This window comes from Methanothermobacter wolfeii (genome assembly GCF_025397995.1).
Taxonomy (GTDB): Archaea; Methanobacteriota; Methanobacteria; order Methanobacteriales; family Methanothermobacteraceae; genus Methanothermobacter; species Methanothermobacter wolfei.
In genome coordinates, this window is sequence record NZ_CP104550.1 from 1,656,949 (window position 1) to 1,681,000 (window position 24,052).

Consider the following 24,052-nt stretch of genomic DNA (forward strand, 5'->3'; position numbering starts at 1 on the left):
GTAGAAGAGATCTATAAATCTATGATTAGAAGGTGCGTCCCCCAGTACATGAACTGCGTGTTCTGCTGGTTTTGAGATAAACCCGGTGGAGTTCAGGAATATCTTACATCATGATGTCTATTTTCATGCCGCACTCAGGACACTTCCCTGATCTGAGCCTGCTGGCATCAACCATGTAACCATCCCTCTTTATGAGGAGTTCCCCGCAGGACGGGCAGTAGGTATTCTCGGCATCGGTGCCCGGGAGGTTGCCGACGTACACATACTTCATACCGGCCTCCAGGGCCATTTCACGTGCCCTCATGAGGGTTGACGTCTCGGTTGGTGGGATGTCCTGCATCCTGTAATGGGGGAAGAACCTTGTGAAGTGCAGGGGGACATCAGCAGCAACCTCGGAAACCATGAAGTTTACAAGGGCCTCTATGTCATCATCCGAATCATTGTAGCCAGGGATCAGCAGATTGGTGACCTCAATATGGATCCCCATATCATGCATCCCCTTTATATTCTCCAGCACGGGTTCAAGCCGGGCATCGCAGAGCTCACGGTAGAACCTCTCTGACATCCCCTTGAGGTCGATGTTGGCAGCGTCAAGTAGAGGTCCTATGATGCTGAGGGCCTCCTCACTCATGTAGCCGTTGGTCACATAGACTGTTTTAAGGCCATGCTGCCTTGCAAGTTCAGCTGAATCCACGGTATACTCCAGCCACATTGTGGGTTCATTGTAGGTCCAGGCAATGGAGAGACAGTTACTGGCAGCTGCGGCCTCAACAGCCTCCTCAGGTGACATGTACCTGGTTGGCACGCTGTCTATTGCGGCCTGGGATATACTCCAGTTCTGACAGTACCTGCAGCGGAAGTTACAGCCGACCGTTCCAAGGGAGTATACGGGGCTTCCAGGATAAAAATGGAATAATGGCTTCTTCTCTACCGGATCCACGGCAGCCGATGATACCTCCCCGTAGGTCAGGGTGTATATCCTCTCACCATCACTTTCCCTTGTAAGGCAATACCCCCTCCCCCCATCAGGAATGAGGCATTTCCGGTTGCATACAAGGCACCTTAACCTTTCACCGCTCCTCTCATAGAGCATGGCTTCCCTTTTCATTGGACTCCCCCCTTTAAATGTTCATAACCCCTTACATCTAGAGTGTATGTTCTTCCATCCTTATCAATCATTTCAATTCCAGAGTCGGTGACCTCGCCTATGACATGAAGCCCTGTGATTCCCGAAAGTTCCTTCATCTCATCTGGCCCTGCAGTTATGACAAGTTCAAAGTCCTCCCCGTAGTAGAGGGCCAGTTCCATGGGGTCCCTGTTGATAATGGAGGCTATTTCAAAGACCTCCCTGGGCACCGGGATCTTCTCCTTAAATATCCTGAAACCCACCCTGCTGGAGTCCATGATCTCTCCAAGTTCACTTACAAGGCCATCGCTTATGTCTGTGGCCGATGATGCAAGGCCTGACTCCGCTATCCTCAACGCATCCTCCACTGGTGCCAGGGGCTTCAGTGAACTTTCAACTGCAGCTTCATGGTTTTTAGCTGGTTTTTCACCCGATAAAATGAGCTCTGTTCCTGCAGCTCCAAGTCCCAGGGGGCCTGTTACCGCAACAAGGTCTCCTGTCCTTGCGCCTGACTTGAGGAGGACCCTGTCCTTCCTTACCCTGCCAGCAGCCATCCCTGAGAGTATGATTTCATCAGACTCGTTGGTGTCGCCTCCAATGAGGGGTGCCCTGTAATGGGTGCAGGCATCCATAACCCCATCGATGAGGGAGCTGAAGAAGTCCTCTTCAAGGTCAGGGAGTGCCATTGATAACATGAAGGCCTCAGGTTTCGAACCCATGGCCGCAAGGTCGCTCATGTTTGCTGTTACCGTTTTCCATCCCATCTCGTATGGCCTTGAGGGATCAGGGAAGTGCCTTGTCTCAAGAAGAAGATCGGAAGTTAAGACAAGGTATTCATCACCGATATCCAGGAGAGCTGCATCGTCTCCAAGTCCATGGAGTTCCGAATCAGGGAAGCTTGCCCTTGCCCTTTTTATTATCCATGAAACAAGTTTTTTTTCTCCAAGGGATGATATTCTGCCATGGGACATTTTAATCAAAAAGTAGATTAAAGGGCTGATTTAACCCTTTCCTTAACTATCTCAGCTATCCTTGGGTCGGCGCCGAGGGGTTCGGTGTAGATTATCTCACCATCGAATTCGAATTCCTCGTGTTCGTGCTCGTGGCTGTGATGGTGATGTTCATGGCCATCGTCAATTCCAAGGATGTGGGGTATGTCATGCTTTGTATGCACTCCATGGGCAAGGAAGACCGGTGTCACTATGATCTTTTCAACGCCCCTGGCTGCAAGTTCATTTATTGCCTCAGGTATCGATGGCTTTGATATGTTCATGAAGCCTACAGCAACCGGATGATCAGCTTCCTTTCTGTAGATGTCTGCTATGCCCTTTATGACCTCCTCCCCGTAGGGCAGACGGCTCCCATGTCCCACAAGGAGGACGCCGATTTTACCTTCTGGGTTTGAATTTGAATCCATAGGATATCACTCCATCCTCGCCTTCTTCCCTCACCCTTCTGAAGACCATTTCAACATCGTCACAGATCTCTATTGAGTCAGGGTCGCAGTCAACTATCTGGGTTGTTATCTTCGCACCCTCCTCAAGTTCAACTATCGCCACCACGTAGGGTGCTATGTCCTTGAACTCATCGGTGGGGGTGTTTATCACAGAGTAACTGTGGATTTTGCCCTTCCCGCTGAACTTCATGTCCTGCAACTTTCCCTTACGCCTGCACTCGGGACATATTATCCTGCTGGGAAAGAAAACGTTCCCGCACTGGAGACATTTTGAACCTGTGAGATTGTAGCGCTGGGGTATGTGGCGCCATGTCCTAACGGTTTCTGTCATCTTGCAACCTCCATGAGTATAATCATCCTTTCATTATCTATCCGGATTCATTATAATTAAATCATAGGGTGATCTAGTATTTAAACTGTGATATCCCCAAGGAGGTAATAAAGAACAGGACATGGTCCCCAAATGTTCAGGGTAATTTAAAGTCCCCTTTCTGTTTTTAAAGAAATCAGGGAGGTCCCCTGAACACCCAGAATTTTGATAATAATTTATGAAGTTTAGAGTAATATTTTTATGTCTGTAATAATAAATTCATCTATGGTGATACCATGGATGATTCTGGATACCTTATGGGCGGAGCCGCATTCCTCCTGATGATACCCCTGGTCATCATTGCCATGATGATGCTGGGTCTTGATGAGCACATGGCCAGCTGCACCGCCGAGGCAGCGGCTTCATCCTCTGTTAAAAGGGCTGCGGAGGATCTGAAGGACAATATCCCCATCATCACGAGGGAAGTCCTGAATGAAAGCGCATACAGGGTTATAAATGGTGATGAATGTCCCGATATCAGGGAAAACATACAGAAGAGACTCGATAGAATCTGCTCTGGCTACCTGAACCTCAATGCAAGCTGCACAGTGAATTCGGTTGAATCCTCCCCCGATGATCCCTTCCAGGTCGAAGTCAACGCCACCATAAAGATAAATGAGGGAAACACAGGACACCTGGAAAATGTCTCAGAAAGGGTCTCGGTTGAGGGACTCCCTGACCCCCTCCCCTTCAGGGTCCTCGGGAAACTCCAGCACAACAGCACAACAGTAGATTATGGTGATAAGCTAAGCAACCATCTTAACTCATGTGGAGTCAGGGGAGACCTCTACATAAACGCAACAGGACCCTTCATCATAAAGAGGTGCCCCTATGAACCCTATGACTGCCATGGACACGATGGAGTGCTCATAAACTGCCTACTCAACGGATACTACCATGAAAGCCATGATGGATCCTGTTACCTCTGCAGACTCCAGGGAAGGGCTTCCTGTCCACACCCTGGTCTTGAAACATTCATAATACCAGGGGTTTGCGCCTCAAGTGGACCGGTGTCGGCTGACCATGTGCTCTTCACTGAGCCATATGAGGGGGATCCTGTTAACTGCTCGGGTTTCATCCTCTACCTCGACGGGGGCCATAAACTGAAGTACGGCCTTATCCCTTGAATCCTGACCTGATAAGGGGGTGTCTATAGTGCTATTTTCAACAGATTTTCTCCTATCTCTCATTATAGTCACCATTATCCTGGGTTTCTCTGCTGGGCTCATTGATGCAGAGGAATCGCGCCTTGCAGAGAGTTTCAGGGAGGATCACGTCAAAAAAAGGGCGGCTGATGGCGTCGAGGTCCTTATAAACAGTCCAGGGGATCCCCCGGGATGGGAAAACCTCCCGGCTGCCATGTGCAGGTCACCGGGTCTTGCTGTTCCAGGACGTCCGGGGGTTATCTCCTACCGGAAGTTCATGAAACTCAGCTCAAACCCTGAAATCATCGGGAGGGCCCTCCCAGGACTCAGGGTCAGCTTCACACTGAAGCCCCTTAACTGCAGCATCAGGGCAATTGAGGCAGGTGCAGCTCCCGGTGGAGGGGATACCGTTGTTGTGAGGAGGACCCTTAAATGTGACTTTCTCTCGGATTATGCCGTCAGGACAGGGACCGGCATCTGCCCCCATCAGCACAATGATACCTGGAAATGTGTTAATTTCAGGGTGAACTCCTCCAGTGATTATTATCTGATATCAGAGGTAGATGATGGTTCATTTATAGTGGATACAGCTGATAATATGAGCAGCAGTGAAATAAAACTTGTATCCAAGGCTGTGAAGCTGAATCTGACTGAGGGTTCCGTGGTCTGGTTGCATGTGAAGGGTCACGGGAGATTCATTATAATAGCGGTCCCTACTGGGAGCAGGGACTGTATGCTTCCTCTGGATTACTTTGAAGTGCATCCATGCGTCCTTGAGGTTAGGGCATCAAATGTACTGACATGAAAGTATATCCCAAAAAAACAACCCTAAAAAGACTTGATGGCAGGAAAGGCATCATTTCGCAGTCCCCATGAGAGGATCATCATGACCAATGCCAGATCAGAGTGCAAGGACAGCCATTATCGCAAATACAAGGCATGTGTTTGCAGCCGGATCTGTCATGCTGGTCGAAATAGGTATCACTATGTTATCAGGGTCAAGCTGTACCCTGTAGGATACCGAACTGAGATAGAAGCCGACCAGGAGAAGGAAGGGTGTTAAAATGTATCCTGCAAGTGAGCTGACAAGCACCATCCTTTCAAGGCCAAGGGATGGTATTCCCAGGGCTGCACTCACAAGATGCGCCAGAAGCCCTATGGTAGGGTATATGATAACAGACAGCACGGCTATGATTCCAAAGTTCTTTAGAGCCTCCCCACGTGGGCGAAGGCTGGCCGGTATGATACCGGAATGAAGTCCGGATGATAACCTTGCCCCCAGTATGCTTACAAGATCGCCACTTTCACCTGAAAAGAGGGGTACAAGGGCAAGAATAGATGGATTATCAAGTATAACGCCCAGACGACTGTTCAGAACTGTTCCGGCTGTTGTTCCAAGGGCTGAACAGATCAAAAGGACAGGAACGCTCTGCTGAACTATTTTTCTGAGGTTATATCCACCCTTCATCCCGATGACAACACCGGTGGCTCCCATGATAAGAAAGAGTATGAAGAGTATCCATTCAGCCACGCCATTCCTAACAATTTCAAGTACCGATATGGCGGCAAATATTGATGGAAGTGTGAAAAGGTCGCCTGATGCTGCAATGAGGGGTGTTGTAACATTGTCAGGGTCCCAGCCATTCTCGTAACTCTTGAGAGATATCAGGACTGTGGCAGGCAGAAGCATTGCCCCTGAAATTATTCCGCCAATAACAGATATAACCGTGAAATCAACCACACCCATACTTTTAAAGCCGAAAATCTGGCAGAATATCCATGCCATGAACCCAAGAAAAATGGACATGACGATTGTCAGTATAATTGTGGCTTCAATGTTTTCGCTGAGAACACCTGACTTTTTCATCTCCGGTGAAAGTGTACCTATATGAAGCCCTGACCCGAGGCGTGAGCCAAGAGCCCCGAAGATGTTACCACGCATGCCTATAGCTCCGGGTATAAGGACAAGGAGCCCTGGATATGACTCAAGCATGGGGGACATCTTACCAAGGAATATGCCTGCAAAAAGGTCTCCGATGGCGCATATAAAAAGTGCCACGAAACTCTCGCCAATAATCCTCTTTGACCCTGCAAAGAACCCGCCAAGACTTTTAAATAAATTAAAGGCCTTTATCAAGCCCCTTGAAAGGAGTAGCGAAAGTGTCACGGTGAATGTTAGCAGGCCCTGAAGTGTTCTTCGAGTCATCCTCATTAACTTTCCTGCTATCTTCATGAATATCACCTGCTAACATTCCAATCATCTCTAAGGTTTATATGGTGCAACCAATGTCCTCAAGGGTCATCTCATTCTTTGCAAGGGCAAAAAGAAGCTCGGCTCCGGCCTCGTTCCCCTTGGCAATCAGAGTGTCGTTCTCCGCAAGTACTGTGTTCCTGTCAGGCCCGTATATCCAGGATTCTCCCCTTCTAATGGCTATTACCCTCATACCAGTTCTCGTTGCCAGTAAAAGATCTCCAAGTGATTTCCCTGCGAGTTCAGAGCCCTCCCTGATGGTTACCCTGACTATTATCTCATCTGACTCCTCCATCACCATCTTGAAAACAGGGTGTGGCTCTATTCCCCTTAGAACAAGGTCAGCTATGTCCTTGGCGGAGTTTGCAATGTTCTCTGCTGCTTCACCCACTTCAAGGAGGGCTGTGAGCTTCTCAGCATCCTCAACAGATCTTGCAGCCAGAAGTGATTCCTTCTTGATCTCATAGTTGAGTCTGTCAACCTTGTTTTCAAGTTTTATGACTTCCTCTGCAGCGTCCCTGCTGTTAAAAAGCAGTGCCGAGTATGCGAGGTCCACCATCAGCTCGGAAAGGTTCTTCATCTCAATGAGAATATCCTTAACACTTTTAGACAACTTTCATCCTCCTGGGTTGGTGGTCTAGTGTTTGATTGGTGGACCATAAATACCTTACTTCATGCCCATGAGGCACTCCCTTCGAAGTTTAAGCAGTTCCTTCTTCCGCTTCAAGAGGTCCTCAGGGTCAGATACCTCAAGACGCCTCTTTATGCATTCAACGGCCTCATCGGTGTGTATCCATTCACAGTTCTGGCAGCTCCAAACATTCTTATCCCTTATCCAGTAACCTCCGGTGGAGCCCTCACCGCATGGATAGAATGGACAGTAGCAGAATGCACAGTTCTGACCCTCAAAGTGGCATGGATAGAATTCACATTCCGTGTCAGGACCTGAAGCCTTTCCATTGGGGTTTTCCCTGTAAAATTCAGCTGCAAGTTCGTGGAGGGGTGCCTTCACAGCATAGCCCCTCGGTGTTATCATCTGCCCGTCCCGGACATAGCTCGTCCTGTTACCTATTATGATGGTGGTTGACATGTCAACCATTGACTCGTCAAGATCAGAGATGGTGACTATACTGGTTTCTGCCCTGCCATCCTCTGTTCTGACTATCCCTACAGGTGTTTCAGGCCTCAACTTTGACCTCAGTATCCCCAGGGCCTCCCTGAATGGTTTCTTTCTCTTCTTTCCGGTGGGGTTGTAAAGTGCTATTATCATCCCCGCCTCTGCAGCCGCCTCCAGCTTCCTTTTTATCTCAGATAGGGGTGTGAGGATGTCGCTCAGGCTTATAACGGCAAAGTCATGGAGGGGTGCTCCGAGCTGTGCGGCTGAGTAGTTAACGGCAGTGACGCCGGGTATGACCTCAAATTCTATTCCTGAATACCTGTCAAAGATCTGGAAGAACACGTTGGCCATTCCATAAACACCAGGATCCCCTGAGCTTATAAGGGCTACGCTGTGACCCTGAAGGTGCTTTTTTATTGCAAGTTCAACCCTCTCTACTTCATCCCCCATCCCGCTCTTTATGACCTCCTTGCCCTCAAGGAGATCCTCTATCTGCCTTATGTATTTTACATAGCCTATCACAACGTCAGCGTCCTCTATAGCTCTGAGGGCCCTGAGCGTGATATCGTCACGTGTGGGTCCAATTCCAATTATCCTTATCATGCATTCACCTTTTGAGGGGTCTGGGGCTTTAAGGGTTTACAGGTCCCTAAAGCATTTTATAATCCTTTTCAGGCTCCAGTATATCCTTGTAACCGAAACGGCTAAGCTCGCCGATAACGCCGAACAAAGCTTTTCAGGCTCTAGTATATCCTTGTAACCGAAAGTATCCTTATGGTGTTTACATCCACCCATACACCGGAGGACCTTGTCTCAGCCCTTGCTGCTGCAGTCACCGTGAACTGTTCCGTTGCCCTGATGACTATCTGGCCCGTGCCCCCTGTCTGGTTCTCACGGTAACCGGTTGCCGTGATGTTTATCTCAATATTCTCAAGGCCCGTGTCATGGGTTGTTGTGGCATTAAGGGACCTTATATTTATGCCGTCAAGCTTTGTCTTCGCCTTCAGGGCGTCGGCAACATCGGCGTTGTTTATTATCTTAACCTCCTCAGGGCCTCCCGTGATTGTGGAGGTTAAATTTTTACCTGAATCCAGCAGAGAGGACACCGTGTCTATCTGCATTTCAATCAGCTTTTCTATGTCCGGCGGCTTGGATGTTACCAGGGTGTATGAACTTATAAGCCCGGCTTCAAAGAACGCCAGGAACATAATCAGGAACAGGAAGAATTTAATGATCCTTGGCAATGCATCACCTTTTTTTCTCTCTATATTAAAGGTCACTTTGATAAAAAATATATGAACCCAGTAAAATATTTTACTCTAATCCATTTAATGTTTAAGGGGAAAAATCCTGTAAAGAGTAGAATGGTTGAAATGAATGAAATAATAGCCAAATTTGCAAGGGAAGGAATACTCATAGAAGACGAGGCATATCTGCGGTTAAAGGAAATGGATGACCCCATGACCGCATCATCAGAGCTCATAGTCAGTATAAGGAAAGAGGGCGGTAAATTCACTATTCTCACATCAGAAGTCCTTGATGATTTCTTTGAAATAGAGAACCCCCATGAAATAAAGGCAGGCGGGCCTGTTAAGGATGATTTTAAGAGGGAATTCAACTTCAGGGTCATCCAGGATACCAGTAACAAGTCCTACACCAGCGGTGAAATCCAAGACATGGTATCATACTTCAGCAGCAGATTCACGAAGTTGAAAAACCTCCTCTCAAAAAGGCCTGAGCTCAGGTCACACGTTCCGATTGCTGACCTGAGAAGTGGAGGGGACGTTGTAAGTATCATTGGAATTGTAAATGATCTGCGCAGTACAAAGAACAATCATAAAATGATCGAGCTCGAAGATGACACCGGTGAGATCACCGTCATCGTACACAACGAGAACCATGAACTATTCGAGAAGTCTGAGAAACTTGTCAGGGATGAGGTCATAGGAGTGCATGGTGTTAAGAAGGGCCGTTTAGTTGTTGCATCAGACATATTCCACCCGGGGGTTCCAAGGATACAGGAGAAGGAGATGAAATTCTCAGCGGTCTTCATATCAGATGTCCATATAGGAAGCCAGACCTTCCTGGAGGACTCATTCAGACGCTTTGTAAGGTGGCTGAACGGTGATGAGGGCAGTGAGGAACAGAGGGAGGTGGCCGCCGATGTCAAGTACCTTGTGGTTGCAGGGGACATTGTGGACGGTATAGGCATCTACCCTGGACAGGAAAGGGAACTCCTGATAAAGGATATAACAGAGCAGTACGAGGAGGCTGCAAGGCTCTTTGGGGATATACAGAGGGATATAAAGATAATCATGATACCCGGTAACCACGATGCCTCAAGGATCGCTGAGCCCCAGCCAGCCATCCCAGAGGAGTATGCAAAGTCCCTCTACAGCTTAAAGAACGTTGAATTTCTGAGCAACCCTTCCCTTGTAAGCCTTGATGGTTTAAAGACCCTCATATACCATGGAAGGAGCTTCGATGACATGGCCATGAGCATAAACGGCCTCTCCCACGACAAGTCCCACCTTATAATGGAGGAACTCCTGGAGAAGAGGCATCTTGCACCAATATACGGTGAGAGGACTCCCCTTGCATCTGAGATAGAGGATCACCTTGTCATTGATGATGTACCGGATATACTGCACACTGGACATGTTCATATCAACGCCTACAAGAAGTACAGGGGTGTTCACCTGATAAATTCAGGGACATTCCAGGCCCAGACAGAGTTCCAGAAGATCTACAACATAGTCCCCACCTGTGGCCAGGTCCCGGTACTGCATCGCGGCGCCCTGAAGGTATTTGAATTCTAGGTGATGGTATGAACGTTATGAGGAAGGTTGTTGAGGTTTCAGGATACATCTACAGGACGGGGCTTGTATCAGGTATAGGTGGAAATGTAAGCGCAAGGCAGGGTGATGAGGTAATCATAACACCGACAATGGTCCCCCTGGGTGATGTGTCACTCAGGAACCTTGTTATCGTTGACCTTGACGGCAGGGTGCTGCGGGGTAAAGGACCCTCCTCTGAACTGGAACTCCACCTTGAAATCTACAGGAGACGACCGGATATTGGTGGCATAGTCCACACCCATTCACCATGTGCAAGGGCCTTCTCGATGGCTGGTGTGAGGATCATGAAGATGGAAGGCTTCAGGGACCTTGGAACCGGTCATATACCCATGGTCCCCTACCATCCTCCAGGGAGCACTGAACTGGCAGAGGCGTGTGCTGAGGGGATGCTGAAGGAGAAGGCTGTGGTCCTGGAAAACCATGGAACAGTGTGTGGAGGCAGCGACCTTGATGAAGCCCTCCTCCTTGCAGAGTTCGTTGAGGAATCGGCGAGGACACAGTTCATTGCATCAATGCTTGGAATGGAAAAATAGATTGAGGTGTGTCCACTTAATGATTCACAGGCAGAATAAATAGATTTAATGGATCAATCCCTGATGGATTCAAGTTCACTGAGTATCTCCCATACCAGTGTCCTTGCATGTATCGGTATGTTGGGGTCGTTGCTTATCTCATCAAGTATGGATATGACAGTACTCGCCCTTACGGTGCTGTCCTCATCCTCATTGTTTAGAATCTCCTTTGATTCTTCAGCGGCTCTCCTGATGTTCCTTGGAACACTGTTATCTTCCATTATATGTTTTAAAATTTCAGAAACGCGATTGAATGTTTCGTTACTCATTTTGAATCCTCCCTGTTATGGTCCTTAAAAAAAACCTGATAATGTTTATATCCAATATGGTTTATATAATCCGGGTTAAAAAGTTTTTGGTATCCGGGATACCGCAAGGGCAAGGGCGACTCCAGAGGACGCTGTCTTTCTTACTATGAGCCTTGAACCTGGCCCTGCACTTTTAAGCGCTGCTGATTCACACACGCTTCCAACACCAAACTTTGAGTTAACAAAGTCTGAAAATGACACGGTTTCCTGGTCTTTAAGTTCATCAAGGGGTATGAATTCAAGGGGAACCCCTAGTATGGATGCTGCCCTGATTATCCCCTCTTCATTCCTTTTCATCTCACCGGTTGCAATGGCGTCGATACGCTGGACCGGGATACCAGTCCTCTTCATTGTCCCATGGATGAACTCAAGTATCGTGTCTGACATAACACCCCTCCTTGTCCCTATGCCAAGGGAAACCTTTAAGGGTCTGAGTATCATTGTCTTACCATTGCACGTTGCTCTGATGTTTTCATCACCGCCCTTCCTGTAGGTGTAGGTCCCTGCTGCGTCCCCATCAATGAGGGGTTTAACATCCCTTGATGATAAAAGTTCAACGGTGTGCCCCCTGATGATTGATGAGTTGAAGTGCTTGAGAAGTCCAGGGTCACTTATCTGGTAGAAGTACCTTGCTGCAAGGGTGTCGATTCCAATGAGGCCGTTAACATCCGTTGATGTTGTTATAACTGGGTTTGCACCGATTAGCCCTGCAATTTTCAGGGCGAAATCGTTTGCTCCGCCTGCATGTCCTGATAGAAGGCTTATCACGTTTCTACCGGCCTCGTCAATGACGATTACTCCAGGATCATGGAGCTTGCCCCTGATGAGCGGTGCTATTTTCCTTACCATTATACCGGTGGCCATTATTCCTATGATCATCTGGCTCTCCCTGAAAACATCCTCAAGGTCCATGTCCCTGTGTATCAGCCTCACAGAGAACACTGTGGGGTCCTCCAGGAGCTTCTCCTTTATCCGCTCTGCAAGTTTCAGGGCCCTGTCCGTGAGGGTCATTATGGTCACGTTCATTGAATCACCCATATGATCCCGGTTACAAGGAGGAGGAAGATTGCAACTGTAACTGAACTGAGCTTAACAGCTTCATATATCTTCCGGGACCCGAGACTATCCAGAGGATCGCCAAGGACGTAAACATCAGGTTTTTCCAGCTGAACAGAGAGTGCTCCTGCAGCAGCAGCCATTGTGAAACCTGAATTTGGGCTTGGTGTTCTCCTTGCATCCCTCATAATGGTTTTGATTGATTTTCGCCAGTTCATGCAAAGGATGATGGCTGCGGGTATTATGAGCACGCCTGTGAGCCTTGATGGTATGTAGTTCAGGGCGTCGTCAAGTTTCGCAGGGAACCAGCCTATATACCTGCAGTAATGGTCCATGTATCCAACCATGGCATCAAGGGTGTTGACTGTGCGGTAGAGAAATGCGCCTGGCAGTCCCAGGAGGATGAAGTAGAAGAGGGGGGCTGTCACAGAATCTGTCAGGTTCTCGGTGAGGGTTTCAATCGCCGCTGATGCTATCTGTTCCTCTGTAAGGGATGATGTGTCCCTGCTGACAAGGAATGAGAGTTTTTCCCTTGCAACATCGGGGCTGCTTTCAAGGGCGCCTTTTATTTCAAGGGCAGATGCCATGAGAAACCTGATTGATATGACGGTTGAAAGAAGGAACCCTGATACAATAAACCATACTATCCCTTCAAGGTAGAATGTCAGAATGAGGGGTGCTGTGAAAACCGAAGCAACGGTGAAGGTAAGTAAAAATCCTGAGATACGTGTATTTCCAAGTTCACCCCTTAATATATCAATCAGATTACCCATATGGACCACAGGGTGTATCCTTACAGGGATTTCACCTATCAGAATGTCCAGCAGGACTGCCATCAGTATAACCGGGATCTGATCCATGGTAGAGAGTTTCAGTCAGGGGCCATATATAGATACCAGTCATGGAAGGCTGTATAAAAGCATTGAAGGGGGAGCTCAACAAGGACCCGTTGGATACTGTCTCAGCTGTAATAATTTCGGTTTAGTATATATTCCTCCGGTACAGACATTAATATGGGAGTGGTTTTATGTCACAGAAGATGATCAGAAAATGGCTTGAAGAGGAAGGAATCTTCAGGATGGAAGTTCCAGATGAGAACGCAAACTTTCACTATGTGGTTAACTATCCGGAGGATCATGTCATTGATGTGCTTCAGCCTGCAGGAAAAAGGGATATGGTTCTGATTGCCTGCGCCACCAGCGTGAGCCCTGAACACCAGGCAGGCATACGGGACATGAGCATGGTTAAAAGGACTGAGTTCCTATGGGATATTCGATTTGCAATTAACCGTTTTGGGGTTGATTTTCAGCTTGATCACCCTGAAAATGTCCTTAACGGTTACCTTGTGACCGATGAGATATTCTTTGACGGCCTCACAAAGGACAGGTTGATTTCAACTATAAAAAAGGTTTTCAGGGCAAAGCTACATGTTATGTGGATGATACAGGAAAGGTTCGGTGATGAGAAAAGGGAACATGACAGCATGTATGTTTAGGCTGAACCCTTCATCCACTATATTTTCCGGTTTTGGAGATGCATTTCATCTGTAAATCCACATTTTTATTCTATTTGCCAAAAACATGAGATGTATTCTGTGAACACTTGACAATTTAGAGTTCCTGAAGAATACTTCACCTTCAAGTCCCTGCTACCGTAACCGGTGACCTGACAGGGACATTGATTTCAACTGTAAAGTCATATACTCCCTGAACCTCCATCCGGGAGAGGTCAATTTCAAGTGTAAACCATGGAGTTCATGGTACACCCTGGATGGGAGAGGTCAATTTCAAGTGTAAAAGTGTTCATTCATGGCAGCTTCTTGAGTTAGAGAGGTCAATTTCAAGTGTAACTCCGTATTAATTTCCCATTTTAAATGCATAAAAACACGTTGGGATCAGGGGTGGGCCCTGACACCTCAGGTATGGATGCTTCAGGACTTCACAAAACTTACACTGGATACACTTGAAATTAACGTATTTTATTTACAAAAATTATTACATTAATACTTACACTTGAAATGGATGTCTCTCTCGAAGCCCTAAAGAACAAAATTCTATTACACTTGAAATGGATGTCTCCCTCCACCCCTTCACTAATGGAATTTCAGTACACTTGAAACTGATGCCCCACCGACAATAGGTAGGGACAGAATGAAATTTTACACTTGAAATGGACCACCCTTTCATCGATGGCAGGACCCGAACGTATCATTTACACTTGAAAAACATGTCTCACAGACCATCCATCATACTGCTGACACACATAAATAATAAAAACTTTTATCTAATAGATTCAATAAGAAAATTTACACTTGAAACCTATCACCTGACCCCAGAGAATACTGTGGTGGGAAGGGCACTGCAACCTATAGGACTTCCCAGATGAACATGATCAGCTGTTCATGCTGGGGTTAACCTGAAGGTGGCTACAGCAGTTTTCTTGCAAATAAATATCATTAGAAGGGATACTATGAATATTTTTGATGAAATTGGGGACAAAGAATCTGTTTTTAAGGATAAAAAGTTTCTGGATCACAGGTTCCTACCTGATAGACTACCTCATAGGGAGGAACAGATAAGGTCCATAGCAAAGTACTGGGTCGAGGCCCTCAATGGAGTAACACCACCCGACGTAACAATATACGGTAAGACCGGGACAGGGAAAACTGCGGTGGCTAAATTTGCCATGAAACAGCTCAAGGAGGCCTCAAGGGACTGTGATGTTAATATAAGGACAGAGTACATAAGGTGCACAGATTACACAACAGAGTATCAGGTTATAGCCAGGCTGTGCCAGCAACTCGGTCGTGATGTCCCCTACCGTGGCTGGACAAAGGCTGAAATTGTTAACACCTTCAGGAACATGTTCAAGAAAAACGCCTTTGGCCAGGACATGATACTCATGGTTGTACTTGACGAGATTGACATACTCCTCAGAAACGATGGCGACGGCCTTCTATACACGCTGACCAGGACTGATAATGTCTCGATACTGTCAATAAGTAACTATGTTGAATTCAAGAAATTCATAAAGCCAAGGGTCAGGAGCAGTCTAAGGGACAGGGAAATAGTATTCCCACCATACGGAGCCCAGCAACTTGTCGATATCCTTGAAGAAAGATCCAAACTATCCTTCAAGGAAGGAGCCCTTGATGATGATGTTATTCCACTCTGCGCTGCCCTGGCTGCGAAGGAGGAGGGTGATGCAAGGTACGCCCTTGACCTTCTCAGAACAGCTGGAGAAATTGCAGATGAAAGGGAATCCGAAATCGTCCAGGGAGACTTTGTAAGGGAGGCCAAGGATTACATAGAGCACAACAAGATCACGGACATAGTACTCACACTTCCAAGCCAGCAGCAGAGGGTCCTTGAAGCAATACTGTACCTGACAAAGAGGAAGGAAGAGATAACTTCAGGAAGACTCTACGAGGTCTACAAGGACATATCGAAGGGGGATTCCGTTTCATACAGGAGAATATTCGACTTCATAAATGAGCTTGAAATGCTGGGCCTCATATCAACAAACACGGTGTCAAGGGGTAGAGGAAAGGGCAGGACAAATATAATAAATCTTCAGTGCGACACGTCTCTTCTTGAGGATTCTCTCTGGGGTGTGTGATGGAAAGATAAGGATTGCAGAGAGGGGTAACGCATTCATTCAGTTCTTTATCAGCATCTTCAGGAGGGCCATCCTGACTGGAACACCATAAAAAGCCTGCCTGAAGTACATGGCCTGGGGAAGCGAATCAACATCAGGTGATATCTCATCAACCCTTGGCAGCGGATGCATCACGATGAGGTCCCTCTCCTCAACCATTGGCTTGTCTATACGGTAGGCGCCCCTTATTCTTGAATACTCCTCAGGGTCAGGGAAACGTTCCCTCTGTATCCTTGTAACGTACAGGACATCAACGTCATCTATAACATCCTCAAGTTTTTCAGTTTCATTAACCTCAAGCCCTCCCCCCTGAAGGTCATGTATGATGTCATCGGGCATCCTTAACTCGGGGGGTGATACAAAACTCATTGCAGCACCAAAGGCTGCAAGGGCATAGGCAAGGGAGTGGACAGTCCTTCCATACTTGAGGTCACCCACAAGGGCCACCCTCAGGTCGCTTATGCTTCCGAAGAACCTGTTCATGGTGTAAAGGTCCAGGAGGGTCTGGGTTGGATGCTGACCGGAACCATCCCCTGCATTTATAACCGGGACATCAACGGTGTCATAAACATAGCGGGCAGCCCCCTCAAGGTTATGTCTTATTACAATGGCGTCCGAGTAACCTGCAAGCATCCTGGCGGTGTCGGCAAGACTCTCACCCTTAGCTGCAGATATGGCCCCTGTATCTGCAAAACCAACAACATCACCACCAAGCCGTTTCATGGCAGTTTCAAATGACAGCCTTGTCCTTGTTGAAGGCTCATAGAACATCATCCCAAGCATTTTCCCTGAGAGAATATCTGATGATTCCATTCCAGCCGCGATTGGTTCCATCTTCTCTGCTTCTCTGAGGATGACCTCAATGTCCTTTCTGCTGAAATCCTTTATTGAAATCACATTTTCAAACATTCACAGTCCCCTCCTAGATCATCTTTCTCATAAAGGTGAGGTAACCTGTATGTCCAACCATCCTTGTCCTTGGCCTTGTCCCCTGTTTCCTAACTTCAATTTCACGTTCAATTGTTTCAAAGGTCCTTATATCACCAAAACCCGCCTTTGAACCGATTCTATGGATAAGTTTCACCTGTTCAATGTAGGGGTTGTAGAAAACCGCCCACCCACCCCTGAGGAGGGATTCATGGACATCCTCCATTATCTCCCATGGCTTTGGAAGGTCCAGGAAGACAAGGTCAAGGTCCTCCTCATCCATACCATCCTTTATGTCCCTGTTTTTCAGCTCTATGTTCCTGAAGCCAAAGTTCCTGATGTTCCTCTCCGCGACCTCCGCAAAGTCCTCGCGGACCTCATAGGTTGTAACATGCCCTGATTCCCCCACAAGATTTGCGAGGTACATTGCAACTGTACCCGCCCCGGTACCCGCATCCAGGGCCCTTGAACCCTTTGGGAGTCCGGTGTAAGCGGATATGAGTCCAAGGTCCTTTGGCAGGAGTATTGAACACTTCCTTTCCATGAGTTCAAAGTAATCTGAGAGGTTTGGTTTGAGTACAAGGACCTTCCTTCCAAGGTGTGTTTCAATCACCTGACCCGGCTGGCTCTCCTCTATAACCTCTGGGCTGATTATTCCAACGTCAGACTCAAAACCGGAGCCCGGCTTTATAAGATATCTTTTACCCCTTTCATCCATCAGTAAATGCAATAAATCACCTTTCCTTATCCTTTTAATCATCCCTGAATTCTGATTCCAGCACTTCCCTTATCTCAGAGGCCCTCTTTTTACCTATACCTTCGACCTTTCTTAATTCCTTTTCTGATGCATTCATGACCCCCATGACTGATCCGAACCTTCTAAGTAGTCTGAGGGCGTACCTGGATCCTATGTTGGGGAGTGATTCAACGATGAAAAGCTGCTTTTCCCTCAGTGTGAGGGGCTTTTTATCAGTCCTTACACGCATGTCTGGTTTCTTTTCTTCCTGCTCCCTTATGGCTATTCTTTTTATCATTGCGGCTGTGTCTTCAGGGGACCTTGTTGGTATCATGGGTATTCCAAAGTCCACTGCAACGGCTGCAAGGGCCCCCCTTACAGCATCGGGGCCTATGAAACCTGAGTAGAGGTCTTCACCTTCGATTATTATAACTGGTTTTTTAAAACTTTTAACCATCTCACTGGCCTGCCTGTAGAGCCTTTTATCCATGATTGAGTTAAGGAAGTCCTGGGTGGTTTTTCTTTCTATGATCACATCATCGCTCACCTGGTAGTCACCCGCTGCAAGGGCCCTGAGTTCAAACTCCACCCCCATCCCCTTCAGTTCCCTGATGACCCTTGAATTCACCTCCCGGGAGTCGACGTATATGAATGGCCTTTCACGGGGTTCCTCCTTCACAGGAAGAGGGGCAACATCAATTTCCACCGAGCCCCCCCTGAGGCTCTTCTTCATCCTATTCTCCTTCCTCATGCTTGAATAGTAGTATGCCTCATCACGGGTTTTTTCTGTTATCAAGACCATCATCCGCCCTGATCTTTTCCGCCCTGTCCTTCCACGCCTCTGAATCATCCTTATCTCAGAGGGGACCGGTTCATACATTATGACGAGGTCCACCGAGGGTATGTCTATACCCTCCTCTGCCACGCTTGTTGAGAGAAGAACATCATGGTTACCCATACGGAAGGATTTGATTATCTCCCGCTGCTGTTTCTGTGTAAGGCCCTTCTCACCGCTTCTGCTGTTCTGGCCATAGAATTTAACCGCATTTATTTCTTCCCTGAGGCACCTCTGGTAGATCTCCTCAAGGGTGTCCCTGAACTGTGTGAAGACTATTATTCTTGATTCTGTGTTCCTGAGTTCTTCTTTAAGGATTTCCATGAGTTTATCAAGTTTCGGATGCTCTATTCCCGATGCAGAGGCCTTTCTTGTAAGGTACGCGGCCCTGGTAAAGTCCGGGTCCATGATAAGGCCCTTCGCAGCCTTCGTATTCTTCTTTCTGAGCCTTTCAATGTACCTCTGGAGGGGGTTTATGCCCTGGGTTTCAAGGAGTTCAACTGCATGTTCAACATTTATACAGGCTGCTATGAGTGAGATTGCCCTGTAACATGACTTTGGAGGGTTTGTTGAACGGGCGATTCTGTTCTGGACACGCCCCCTTGCCATGAGGAGGTCCTTTTTACCGGCGTTTATGCTGTCTATAACTCCAAGGTTCTTCAGGATCTTCATCCTGGATTTAAGGGCCCTTTTCAGGTGTTCTCTTATCTCCTCCAGTTCAGGGGTCATCTTCACCTTCACCCATTCAATCTTTACGGGTTTTATGTAGGGCCTTACGTCGGGATCATTCTCTGTTTTCACGCTAACATCCCTTATGAAGAGGTTTTCACAGACGTGTTTTATCTTATCCTCATCTGAACCTGGAGATGCGGTGAGTCCAAGTATGAGGGGGTTATTTGCATTCTGGATGTAATTTGATGCAAGGAATACGTAGGAGTAGGACCCAACCGCCCGGTGACATTCATCAAAAACAATTAGAGAAACATCCCTCAGATCGTATCTTCCACTCAGGATGTCTGATTCAACTGTCTGGGGTGTTGCGGTTATAACCTGAGATTCATTCCAGCGCTTAACCCTTTCCTCTGGTTTTATACTTCCTGTGATGGACGTGCAGCTTGCAAGGAGGAACTCCCTGAAGCTTTCCTCGTGCTGTATTGCGAGGGGCTTGCTGGGCGCAAGGACAAGAACCCTGGACCCTTTAAATTTCGTGAGCCTTTCAGCAGCCACAAGAACCGCAACGATTGTTTTACCCAGGGCTGTAGGGGCCACGATCATTGAATTGCCCTTTTTAAGCACACCGGCTGCCATTACCTGCTGGTAGGTCCTTGCCTCAATGGCCCCTGGTTTTATGAGGGGGTGTTCTATGTACCTTGCCATGATCTTTTCTTTGACCATCAATTTATTTAACTTGCTCGCCGGGAACTCAGGGCCCTGAATATGTGCTGATAAAATTTAGATAAATGAAAATGTTGTTAGAGGGATTTGAATCACATTACCTTCTTTTTCAATTATTTGGCTTCTTTTTGATACTAAAATTCCATAATTTGATTTATATCTCTTAATGGCTTTTTTTAACTGTCCCTTACTTTTTCTACCTACTCCAACCTCTACGGGAATTATTTCTCCGTCTGCTCTGCTTAAAAGGAAATCTACGCTTCCGGGATCTGCCGGATATAATATTCCATTTAATATACCCCTTTCTTTCATTTTGAAAAAAGAAGATGCAACTAGGTTTTCTGCTAATGGTCCCAGGAATTCATTTTTTTTCCGGAGCATATCTTCCAAGAATGAAATTCAAGCTTGCTTTTATTGATGGGGATAAGAAATAATATTTCCTTGGCTTTCTCTCTGCTTTACCTGCAGTTCCATAGGGATCTACGTGAAATATTAAATGGGTTTTTTTCAAGTATATCCAGGATATTGTTTACCAGTGATGAAGAAACATCCAGTTTACTTACTTTGAATTATCTAAAGATCTAATGTCTGTACTTCTGGGACTGCACAGTGAGAGATAATAAAAATTAAAGAATATGTGGTTTAAAACACTGAAGCAAGCCCCAGAATCGCAGCAACAGTCATCATGCTGAGATGGGCTGAATAGAGTGGAGCAGTCTGGAAATTGTCCTTAAGAGCAGGCATGAACTGTATGTAGGCTGATATGCCTGCAAGGACCTGAAGAGCCACTGCAATGTAGAGTATTCCACCACCCATCAGAATATTCAGGGCCGTTGCAATTATGGAGATCAGAAGCACACCAAAGTGCGGTGCCATTTTCATTCCCATGATACGGAATGTTATAAAGCCAGATGTAACTCCAGAAAGGAGAAATGCCAGAACAATAACCTGATATATCATTATATCACCTCTAAAAGTTCACCACAGCGTATCTGGGGTCACTGAGTAGTGTTATGAATGTTGCAGCACCTGCAATCTTGCATCCATCTTCAAGGGCGCTGTCATCAATACCCCTGAACTGGGCGCTCATCTCGCATACGTATATCTGGACACCCATATCAATCACTTCCCTCATGAGTTCATCGAGGCGCGGGAATGCCGGGTGCTTGACATTTGAGGCACCACCCTTCCTTGCAAGGCTGACACCGTCCATAAGGAGGAAGATTATGACTTCCTTGCCCATACTCCTGGCGGCCTTTGAGAATATGAATGTTGCATAGGCCCTTTCAGCGTTTGCTGTCCCGTTGCTCTGCACCACAAGGACCCTGTCTCTTCCGGTGATCTCAACCGGATCCTTTTTCTCTGTTTTTTCCAGTATTATGTAGTCATCTGATTTTTCAACAACCACTGCATTCATTTCAGCGGCTGAAACTTCAAGGTCATCCAGGGTGTCCCGGTTTCCTGATTTAACCTTTATCATCTGACCTTTTTTGAGTGATGAGAGTTTCTCACCCACAGTTATAACGGGGCCGGGACATGTTTCCCCGGTAACATCTATCTCTTCCATCTCTCCGGCTGTCATTGTAAGCACCAAACCATCCTCAACCTTCCTTGATGAAATATTCACACCGTATTTATCTGCCAGATCTCTGATTTCCCTTATATCCGCATCCAGGAGGATGTTGAGTTTTTCAGGTCCGTTCTTAAGGATGTTCTCTGTTATTACCGCTGCTGCGTATGGATTTATCCCCTTAAGACTGATCATACTTAACCCCATTCTTCAGCGAATTTTTTAAGGGCATCCACGATTCCCTCAAGTTCTGCTGCGGGTATCCCTATTATGAGTTCCTCTGGTTTAACACCCGCGTACTTCCTTGAACCGTTGCAGCCCAGGGTCATGTTGGGTATGCCCCTCTCCTTTACTGCTGCAACAGCATCTGCACAGAGGGACTGTATCCCTGAGTAGTCACCGGCCATTCTACCACCACGTGAATGAAGGTAGGCCTGGCTTAACCTGAGGGCCTGAGCTGGTTTTACTATGAAAACCACAGAGTCAGGCTCAAAGTCAGTATCTTCAAGGGGAGCGTAAAGTGATGCACGGTATTTCCCAGTCACCACGGGTATTGCCTCGACGGTTTCCTTCGCTGCCTCGGGGGTGCTGTAGTTCCCGAGTTTATGGTACATGCTTCCATCTGCAACGGGCCCTGGCAGGTCGCATATACCCATTACTCCAGCTCCCCCCTTGCACAGGTGCTCCTCACAGGTTGCATAGCCACTTACACCACCAAGCCTTGCATCCTGTATGAATTCACAGTGCCTCTTTTTTTCAAGTTTCATGGCGCGGTGTTCATCTTCCTCTTTAAGGAGTTTCACCGCCACAGGGCTTCCTTCAAGGCCCAGGAGTTTTTTAAGGTCTTCTGATATTTTTTTATAATCCACAAAACCACCTCTACATTTCAGTATAACTATACCGTATAGTATAAAAAACTACTATTTAAATTTTTCTAATGTATGGTGGGGGGAGGGATGGCTGAGCACCGGCTGAAATCATCCAAAAAATGTTCATATCATGATATACATAATCTAACAGCATCAAATCCTCATAATTCCTCAGGTGAAGAACCCATGACCTCAGTATTCAGCCGAAGACCTAACCTTAAATTATAATAAATGGTTATACCATAAAGTAAATCATTAAAGGATCGGGTGAATACATGGAAAACCTTTCTGAAACAGAGAAACTGATAATCTCATACCTCAGGTCAAACCCTCCAGAGGAGTGCATGCTGGACAAGATAACCAGGGGTATAAACAGGAGCCGGGCAACGGTACTTAAATACCTCCACATACTCCAGGCCAGGGGCCTTGTTAATTACAGGTCCGTCGGCAGGAGCAAGCTATGGATGCTCTCAGACGACGCCGATGTAAGGGCCGCAGAAACTCCTGATGAAACATCCAGGGACTCAGAGATCATCAAGAACGCATCAAAACTCCACAGGACAATCCTGGAACTTCTTGAACTTGAGAGAACAGTTGACGACCCCGACAAACTTGTTTTCACAGTCAACACATTCCTTGACATCATCGTTGCCAATGAACCCTTCAGAAGAATGTTCCCTGGAACCGGGAACCTTGAGGATATCATGGACAGAGAGAGCCTCCTGATTTTTAAGGAGAAAATGAAATCAGCAGGGACAGTACAGGCGGACCTCAGGGGCAGGGATGGTATAAGAAGAAGCTACAGCCTTTCAATAAACCCTGTCAATGACTTCTGGGTGATAATTGCAAGGGACCCTGCAAGTTCCTCCTTCTCAAAGGGCGAACTCGAGGTTCTTCTTACCATCACAAGGTTAAGATCCTCAGCCGGAAGCCTTGAAGAATTCCTCCTCTCCATCAGGGAAGAACTTTCAGGACTCCTATCCCTCAGTGAACTTGCACTTGTAGGAAGGGATGCATCGGGCCTTGAAGTCATCCACCAACACCCAGAGACAATTAATATTGGCGAGGTGGACTACTTCATTTACAGGAGCATGGAAACCCTCGAGACGGTCTCCTGGCAGACCGAAACCGGTGAAATAATGCTTTCAGTCCCCCTGATAGTCGAGGAGAGGGCCACAGGGGCACTTATCATAGGGACATCTGATGATTCGGTATCCTCACAGATCCTTGAAATCATCGAGATGGTTGCCGATGAAATCTCAGAGTACCTCTCAATGGAGAAACTGAAAAGGGAGAAGGAAGAGTTCATAAGGACCCTTATAGCAATGAACAGGGTTTCAGAGATTATAAACAGCGGTGAAAAGGAGGATAGGATGCTTGAAGGATCAATCGAAGCTGTTATAGAAACCCTTGGATTTGAGATGGGCTGCATCTACCTGATGGATGAGGGAAGGGAACTTGAGATGAGGGCCCAGAAGAACCTCCCGGAAACACTGAGTAAAATGTGCATGGCAGGTGTTTTCAGGGACCTCTTCAGCAGGTCGGTTGAGAAGGAGAAGATAATATACATAACCTCTGAATCACCGGAATACAGACTGCTCCATGAATCCATACGTAAAAATAATATAAGAACGCTCCTAATGCTTCCCATCAAATTCTCAGGGGAGATAATAGGGATTCTGAACCTTGCAAGTTACGATGTAAAACCCTACAACAGGATAAGCCTTGAGAACCTCTCATCGATAGGTCTTCAGCTCGGAAGCGCCCTTGCAGGGGCAGGAATCTGAGGCCGCACTGATGGACC

General features: G+C 47.0%; 25 protein-coding genes. 7 read left to right on the forward strand and 18 right to left on the reverse strand.

Annotation, left to right across the window (positions count from 1 at the left end; genetic code table 11):
• Nucleotides 1–103 precede the first annotated feature (103 nt).
• The 4 genes from amrS to N5910_RS09185 are packed head-to-tail and all read right to left on the reverse strand — an operon-like array spanning nt 104 to nt 2,913.
• Complete coding sequence (amrS, locus tag N5910_RS09170; protein ID WP_074359613.1) at nt 104–1,108, reverse strand: AmmeMemoRadiSam system radical SAM enzyme; 1,005 nt, start codon at nt 1,106–1,108, stop codon at nt 104–106.
• A complete protein-coding gene (gene thiL, locus N5910_RS09175; RefSeq protein ID WP_074359614.1) occupies nt 1,105–2,097 on the reverse strand; it encodes a thiamine-phosphate kinase in 993 nt (330 codons plus the stop codon). Before thiL ends, amrS begins: the two co-directional genes overlap by 4 nt.
• Nucleotides 2,098–2,114: 17 nt before the next feature.
• Nucleotides 2,115–2,543, reverse strand: coding sequence for a sirohydrochlorin nickelochelatase (gene cfbA / locus N5910_RS09180; RefSeq protein ID WP_074359615.1), 429 nt, complete (start codon nt 2,541–2,543; stop codon nt 2,115–2,117).
• A complete protein-coding gene (locus N5910_RS09185; protein WP_074359616.1) occupies nt 2,515–2,913 on the reverse strand; it encodes a Zn-ribbon domain-containing OB-fold protein in 399 nt (132 codons plus the stop codon). Before N5910_RS09185 ends, cfbA begins: the two co-directional genes overlap by 29 nt.
• 275 nt (nt 2,914–3,188) lie before the next feature.
• On the opposite strand from N5910_RS09185, the gene N5910_RS09190 reads away from it, so the two are divergent.
• Nucleotides 3,189–4,079, forward strand: coding sequence for a hypothetical protein (locus N5910_RS09190; protein ID WP_261599593.1), 891 nt, complete (start codon nt 3,189–3,191; stop codon nt 4,077–4,079).
• Between the two features lie 28 nt (nt 4,080–4,107).
• Nucleotides 4,108–4,902 carry a hypothetical protein gene (locus N5910_RS09195; protein WP_191216276.1) on the forward strand — a complete coding sequence of 265 codons (795 nt, stop codon included), beginning with the start codon at nt 4,108–4,110 and terminating at the stop codon, nt 4,900–4,902.
• A 96-nt stretch (nt 4,903–4,998) separates the two neighbouring features.
• On the opposite strand, the gene N5910_RS09200 is transcribed toward N5910_RS09195, so the two are convergent.
• The 4 genes from N5910_RS09200 to N5910_RS09215 form a co-directional block, all read right to left on the reverse strand.
• The gene (locus N5910_RS09200) at nt 4,999–6,330 is read right to left on the reverse strand and encodes a magnesium transporter (protein WP_074359619.1); all 1,332 of its coding nucleotides are present in this window, start codon (nt 6,328–6,330) and stop codon (nt 4,999–5,001) included.
• Between the two features lie 37 nt (nt 6,331–6,367).
• Entirely contained in the window at nt 6,368–6,928 is a 561-nt protein-coding gene (locus N5910_RS09205) for a potassium channel family protein (RefSeq protein ID WP_191216618.1), read from the reverse strand.
• An 87-nt stretch (nt 6,929–7,015) separates the two neighbouring features.
• Nucleotides 7,016–8,068 carry a precorrin-3B C(17)-methyltransferase gene (cobJ, locus tag N5910_RS09210; RefSeq protein WP_191216278.1) on the reverse strand — a complete coding sequence of 351 codons (1,053 nt, stop codon included), beginning with the start codon at nt 8,066–8,068 and terminating at the stop codon, nt 7,016–7,018.
• Between the two features lie 140 nt (nt 8,069–8,208).
• Nucleotides 8,209–8,709 carry a hypothetical protein gene (locus tag N5910_RS09215; protein WP_074359622.1) on the reverse strand — a complete coding sequence of 167 codons (501 nt, stop codon included), beginning with the start codon at nt 8,707–8,709 and terminating at the stop codon, nt 8,209–8,211.
• A gap of 129 nt (nt 8,710–8,838) precedes the next feature.
• On the opposite strand from N5910_RS09215, the gene N5910_RS09220 reads away from it, so the two are divergent.
• Together N5910_RS09220 and N5910_RS09225 are read left to right on the forward strand one after the other, a co-directional pair.
• Nucleotides 8,839–10,284, forward strand: coding sequence for a DNA-directed DNA polymerase II small subunit (locus N5910_RS09220; RefSeq protein ID WP_261599894.1), 1,446 nt, complete (start codon nt 8,839–8,841; stop codon nt 10,282–10,284).
• An 8-nt stretch (nt 10,285–10,292) separates the two neighbouring features.
• Nucleotides 10,293–10,856: a class II aldolase/adducin family protein gene (locus tag N5910_RS09225; RefSeq protein ID WP_084531297.1), complete on the forward strand. Its 564-nt coding sequence runs from the start codon at nt 10,293–10,295 to the stop codon at nt 10,854–10,856.
• Nucleotides 10,857–10,909: 53 nt separating this feature from the next.
• Here N5910_RS09225 and N5910_RS09230 read toward each other — a convergent pair whose 3' ends face one another.
• The 3 genes from N5910_RS09230 to N5910_RS09240 all read right to left on the reverse strand — a co-directional run bounded on the left by N5910_RS09230 (nt 10,910) and on the right by N5910_RS09240 (nt 13,119).
• The gene (locus tag N5910_RS09230; protein WP_074359623.1) at nt 10,910–11,164 is read right to left on the reverse strand and encodes a UPF0147 family protein; all 255 of its coding nucleotides are present in this window, start codon (nt 11,162–11,164) and stop codon (nt 10,910–10,912) included.
• Nucleotides 11,165–11,239: 75 nt separating this feature from the next.
• Nucleotides 11,240–12,229, reverse strand: a complete 990-nt coding sequence (locus N5910_RS09235; RefSeq protein WP_074359624.1) for a cobalt-precorrin 5A hydrolase — start codon at nt 12,227–12,229, stop codon at nt 11,240–11,242.
• A complete protein-coding gene (locus N5910_RS09240; RefSeq protein WP_261599594.1) occupies nt 12,226–13,119 on the reverse strand; it encodes a cobalamin biosynthesis protein in 894 nt (297 codons plus the stop codon). The genes N5910_RS09235 and N5910_RS09240 overlap by 4 nt, the downstream gene beginning before the upstream one ends.
• 167 nt (nt 13,120–13,286) lie before the next feature.
• On the opposite strand from N5910_RS09240, the gene N5910_RS09245 reads away from it, so the two are divergent.
• Nucleotides 13,287–13,754, forward strand: coding sequence for a DUF2299 domain-containing protein (locus N5910_RS09245; protein WP_074359626.1), 468 nt, complete (start codon nt 13,287–13,289; stop codon nt 13,752–13,754).
• 974 nt (nt 13,755–14,728) lie between these two features.
• The gene (gene cdc6-1, locus N5910_RS09250) at nt 14,729–15,877 is read left to right on the forward strand and encodes an ORC1-type DNA replication protein Cdc6-1 (protein ID WP_074359627.1); all 1,149 of its coding nucleotides are present in this window, start codon (nt 14,729–14,731) and stop codon (nt 15,875–15,877) included.
• Nucleotides 15,878–15,916: 39 nt separating this feature from the next.
• On the opposite strand, the gene pyrB is transcribed toward cdc6-1, so the two are convergent.
• The 7 genes from pyrB to N5910_RS09285 form a co-directional block, all read right to left on the reverse strand.
• Complete coding sequence (gene pyrB / locus N5910_RS09255) at nt 15,917–16,825, reverse strand: aspartate carbamoyltransferase (RefSeq protein ID WP_074359628.1); 909 nt, start codon at nt 16,823–16,825, stop codon at nt 15,917–15,919.
• A gap of 13 nt (nt 16,826–16,838) precedes the next feature.
• Nucleotides 16,839–17,573, reverse strand: coding sequence for a tRNA (adenine-N1)-methyltransferase (locus N5910_RS09260; RefSeq protein ID WP_074359629.1), 735 nt, complete (start codon nt 17,571–17,573; stop codon nt 16,839–16,841).
• 22 nt (nt 17,574–17,595) lie between these two features.
• On the reverse strand, nt 17,596–19,791 hold the full coding sequence (locus N5910_RS09265; protein WP_074359840.1) for a DEAD/DEAH box helicase: 2,196 nt from the start codon (nt 19,789–19,791) through the stop codon (nt 17,596–17,598).
• A 75-nt stretch (nt 19,792–19,866) separates the two neighbouring features.
• Complete coding sequence (locus N5910_RS09270; protein ID WP_145924549.1) at nt 19,867–20,199, reverse strand: hypothetical protein; 333 nt, start codon at nt 20,197–20,199, stop codon at nt 19,867–19,869.
• 252 nt (nt 20,200–20,451) lie between these two features.
• Nucleotides 20,452–20,697 (reverse strand): DUF5400 family protein, encoded by a 246-nt coding sequence (locus N5910_RS09275; protein WP_261599595.1) that lies wholly within the window; start codon nt 20,695–20,697, stop codon nt 20,452–20,454.
• An 82-nt stretch (nt 20,698–20,779) separates the two neighbouring features.
• Nucleotides 20,780–21,574: a DsrE family protein gene (locus N5910_RS09280; RefSeq protein WP_238337906.1), complete on the reverse strand. Its 795-nt coding sequence runs from the start codon at nt 21,572–21,574 to the stop codon at nt 20,780–20,782.
• Between the two features lie 2 nt (nt 21,575–21,576).
• Nucleotides 21,577–22,248: a DUF169 domain-containing protein gene (locus N5910_RS09285; protein ID WP_074359633.1), complete on the reverse strand. Its 672-nt coding sequence runs from the start codon at nt 22,246–22,248 to the stop codon at nt 21,577–21,579.
• A gap of 275 nt (nt 22,249–22,523) precedes the next feature.
• Here N5910_RS09285 and N5910_RS09290 point away from each other — a divergent pair, with 275 nt between their 5' ends.
• Nucleotides 22,524–24,035, forward strand: a complete 1,512-nt coding sequence (locus N5910_RS09290; protein WP_074359634.1) for a GAF domain-containing protein — start codon at nt 22,524–22,526, stop codon at nt 24,033–24,035.
• Nucleotides 24,036–24,052: the final 17 nt, after the last annotated feature.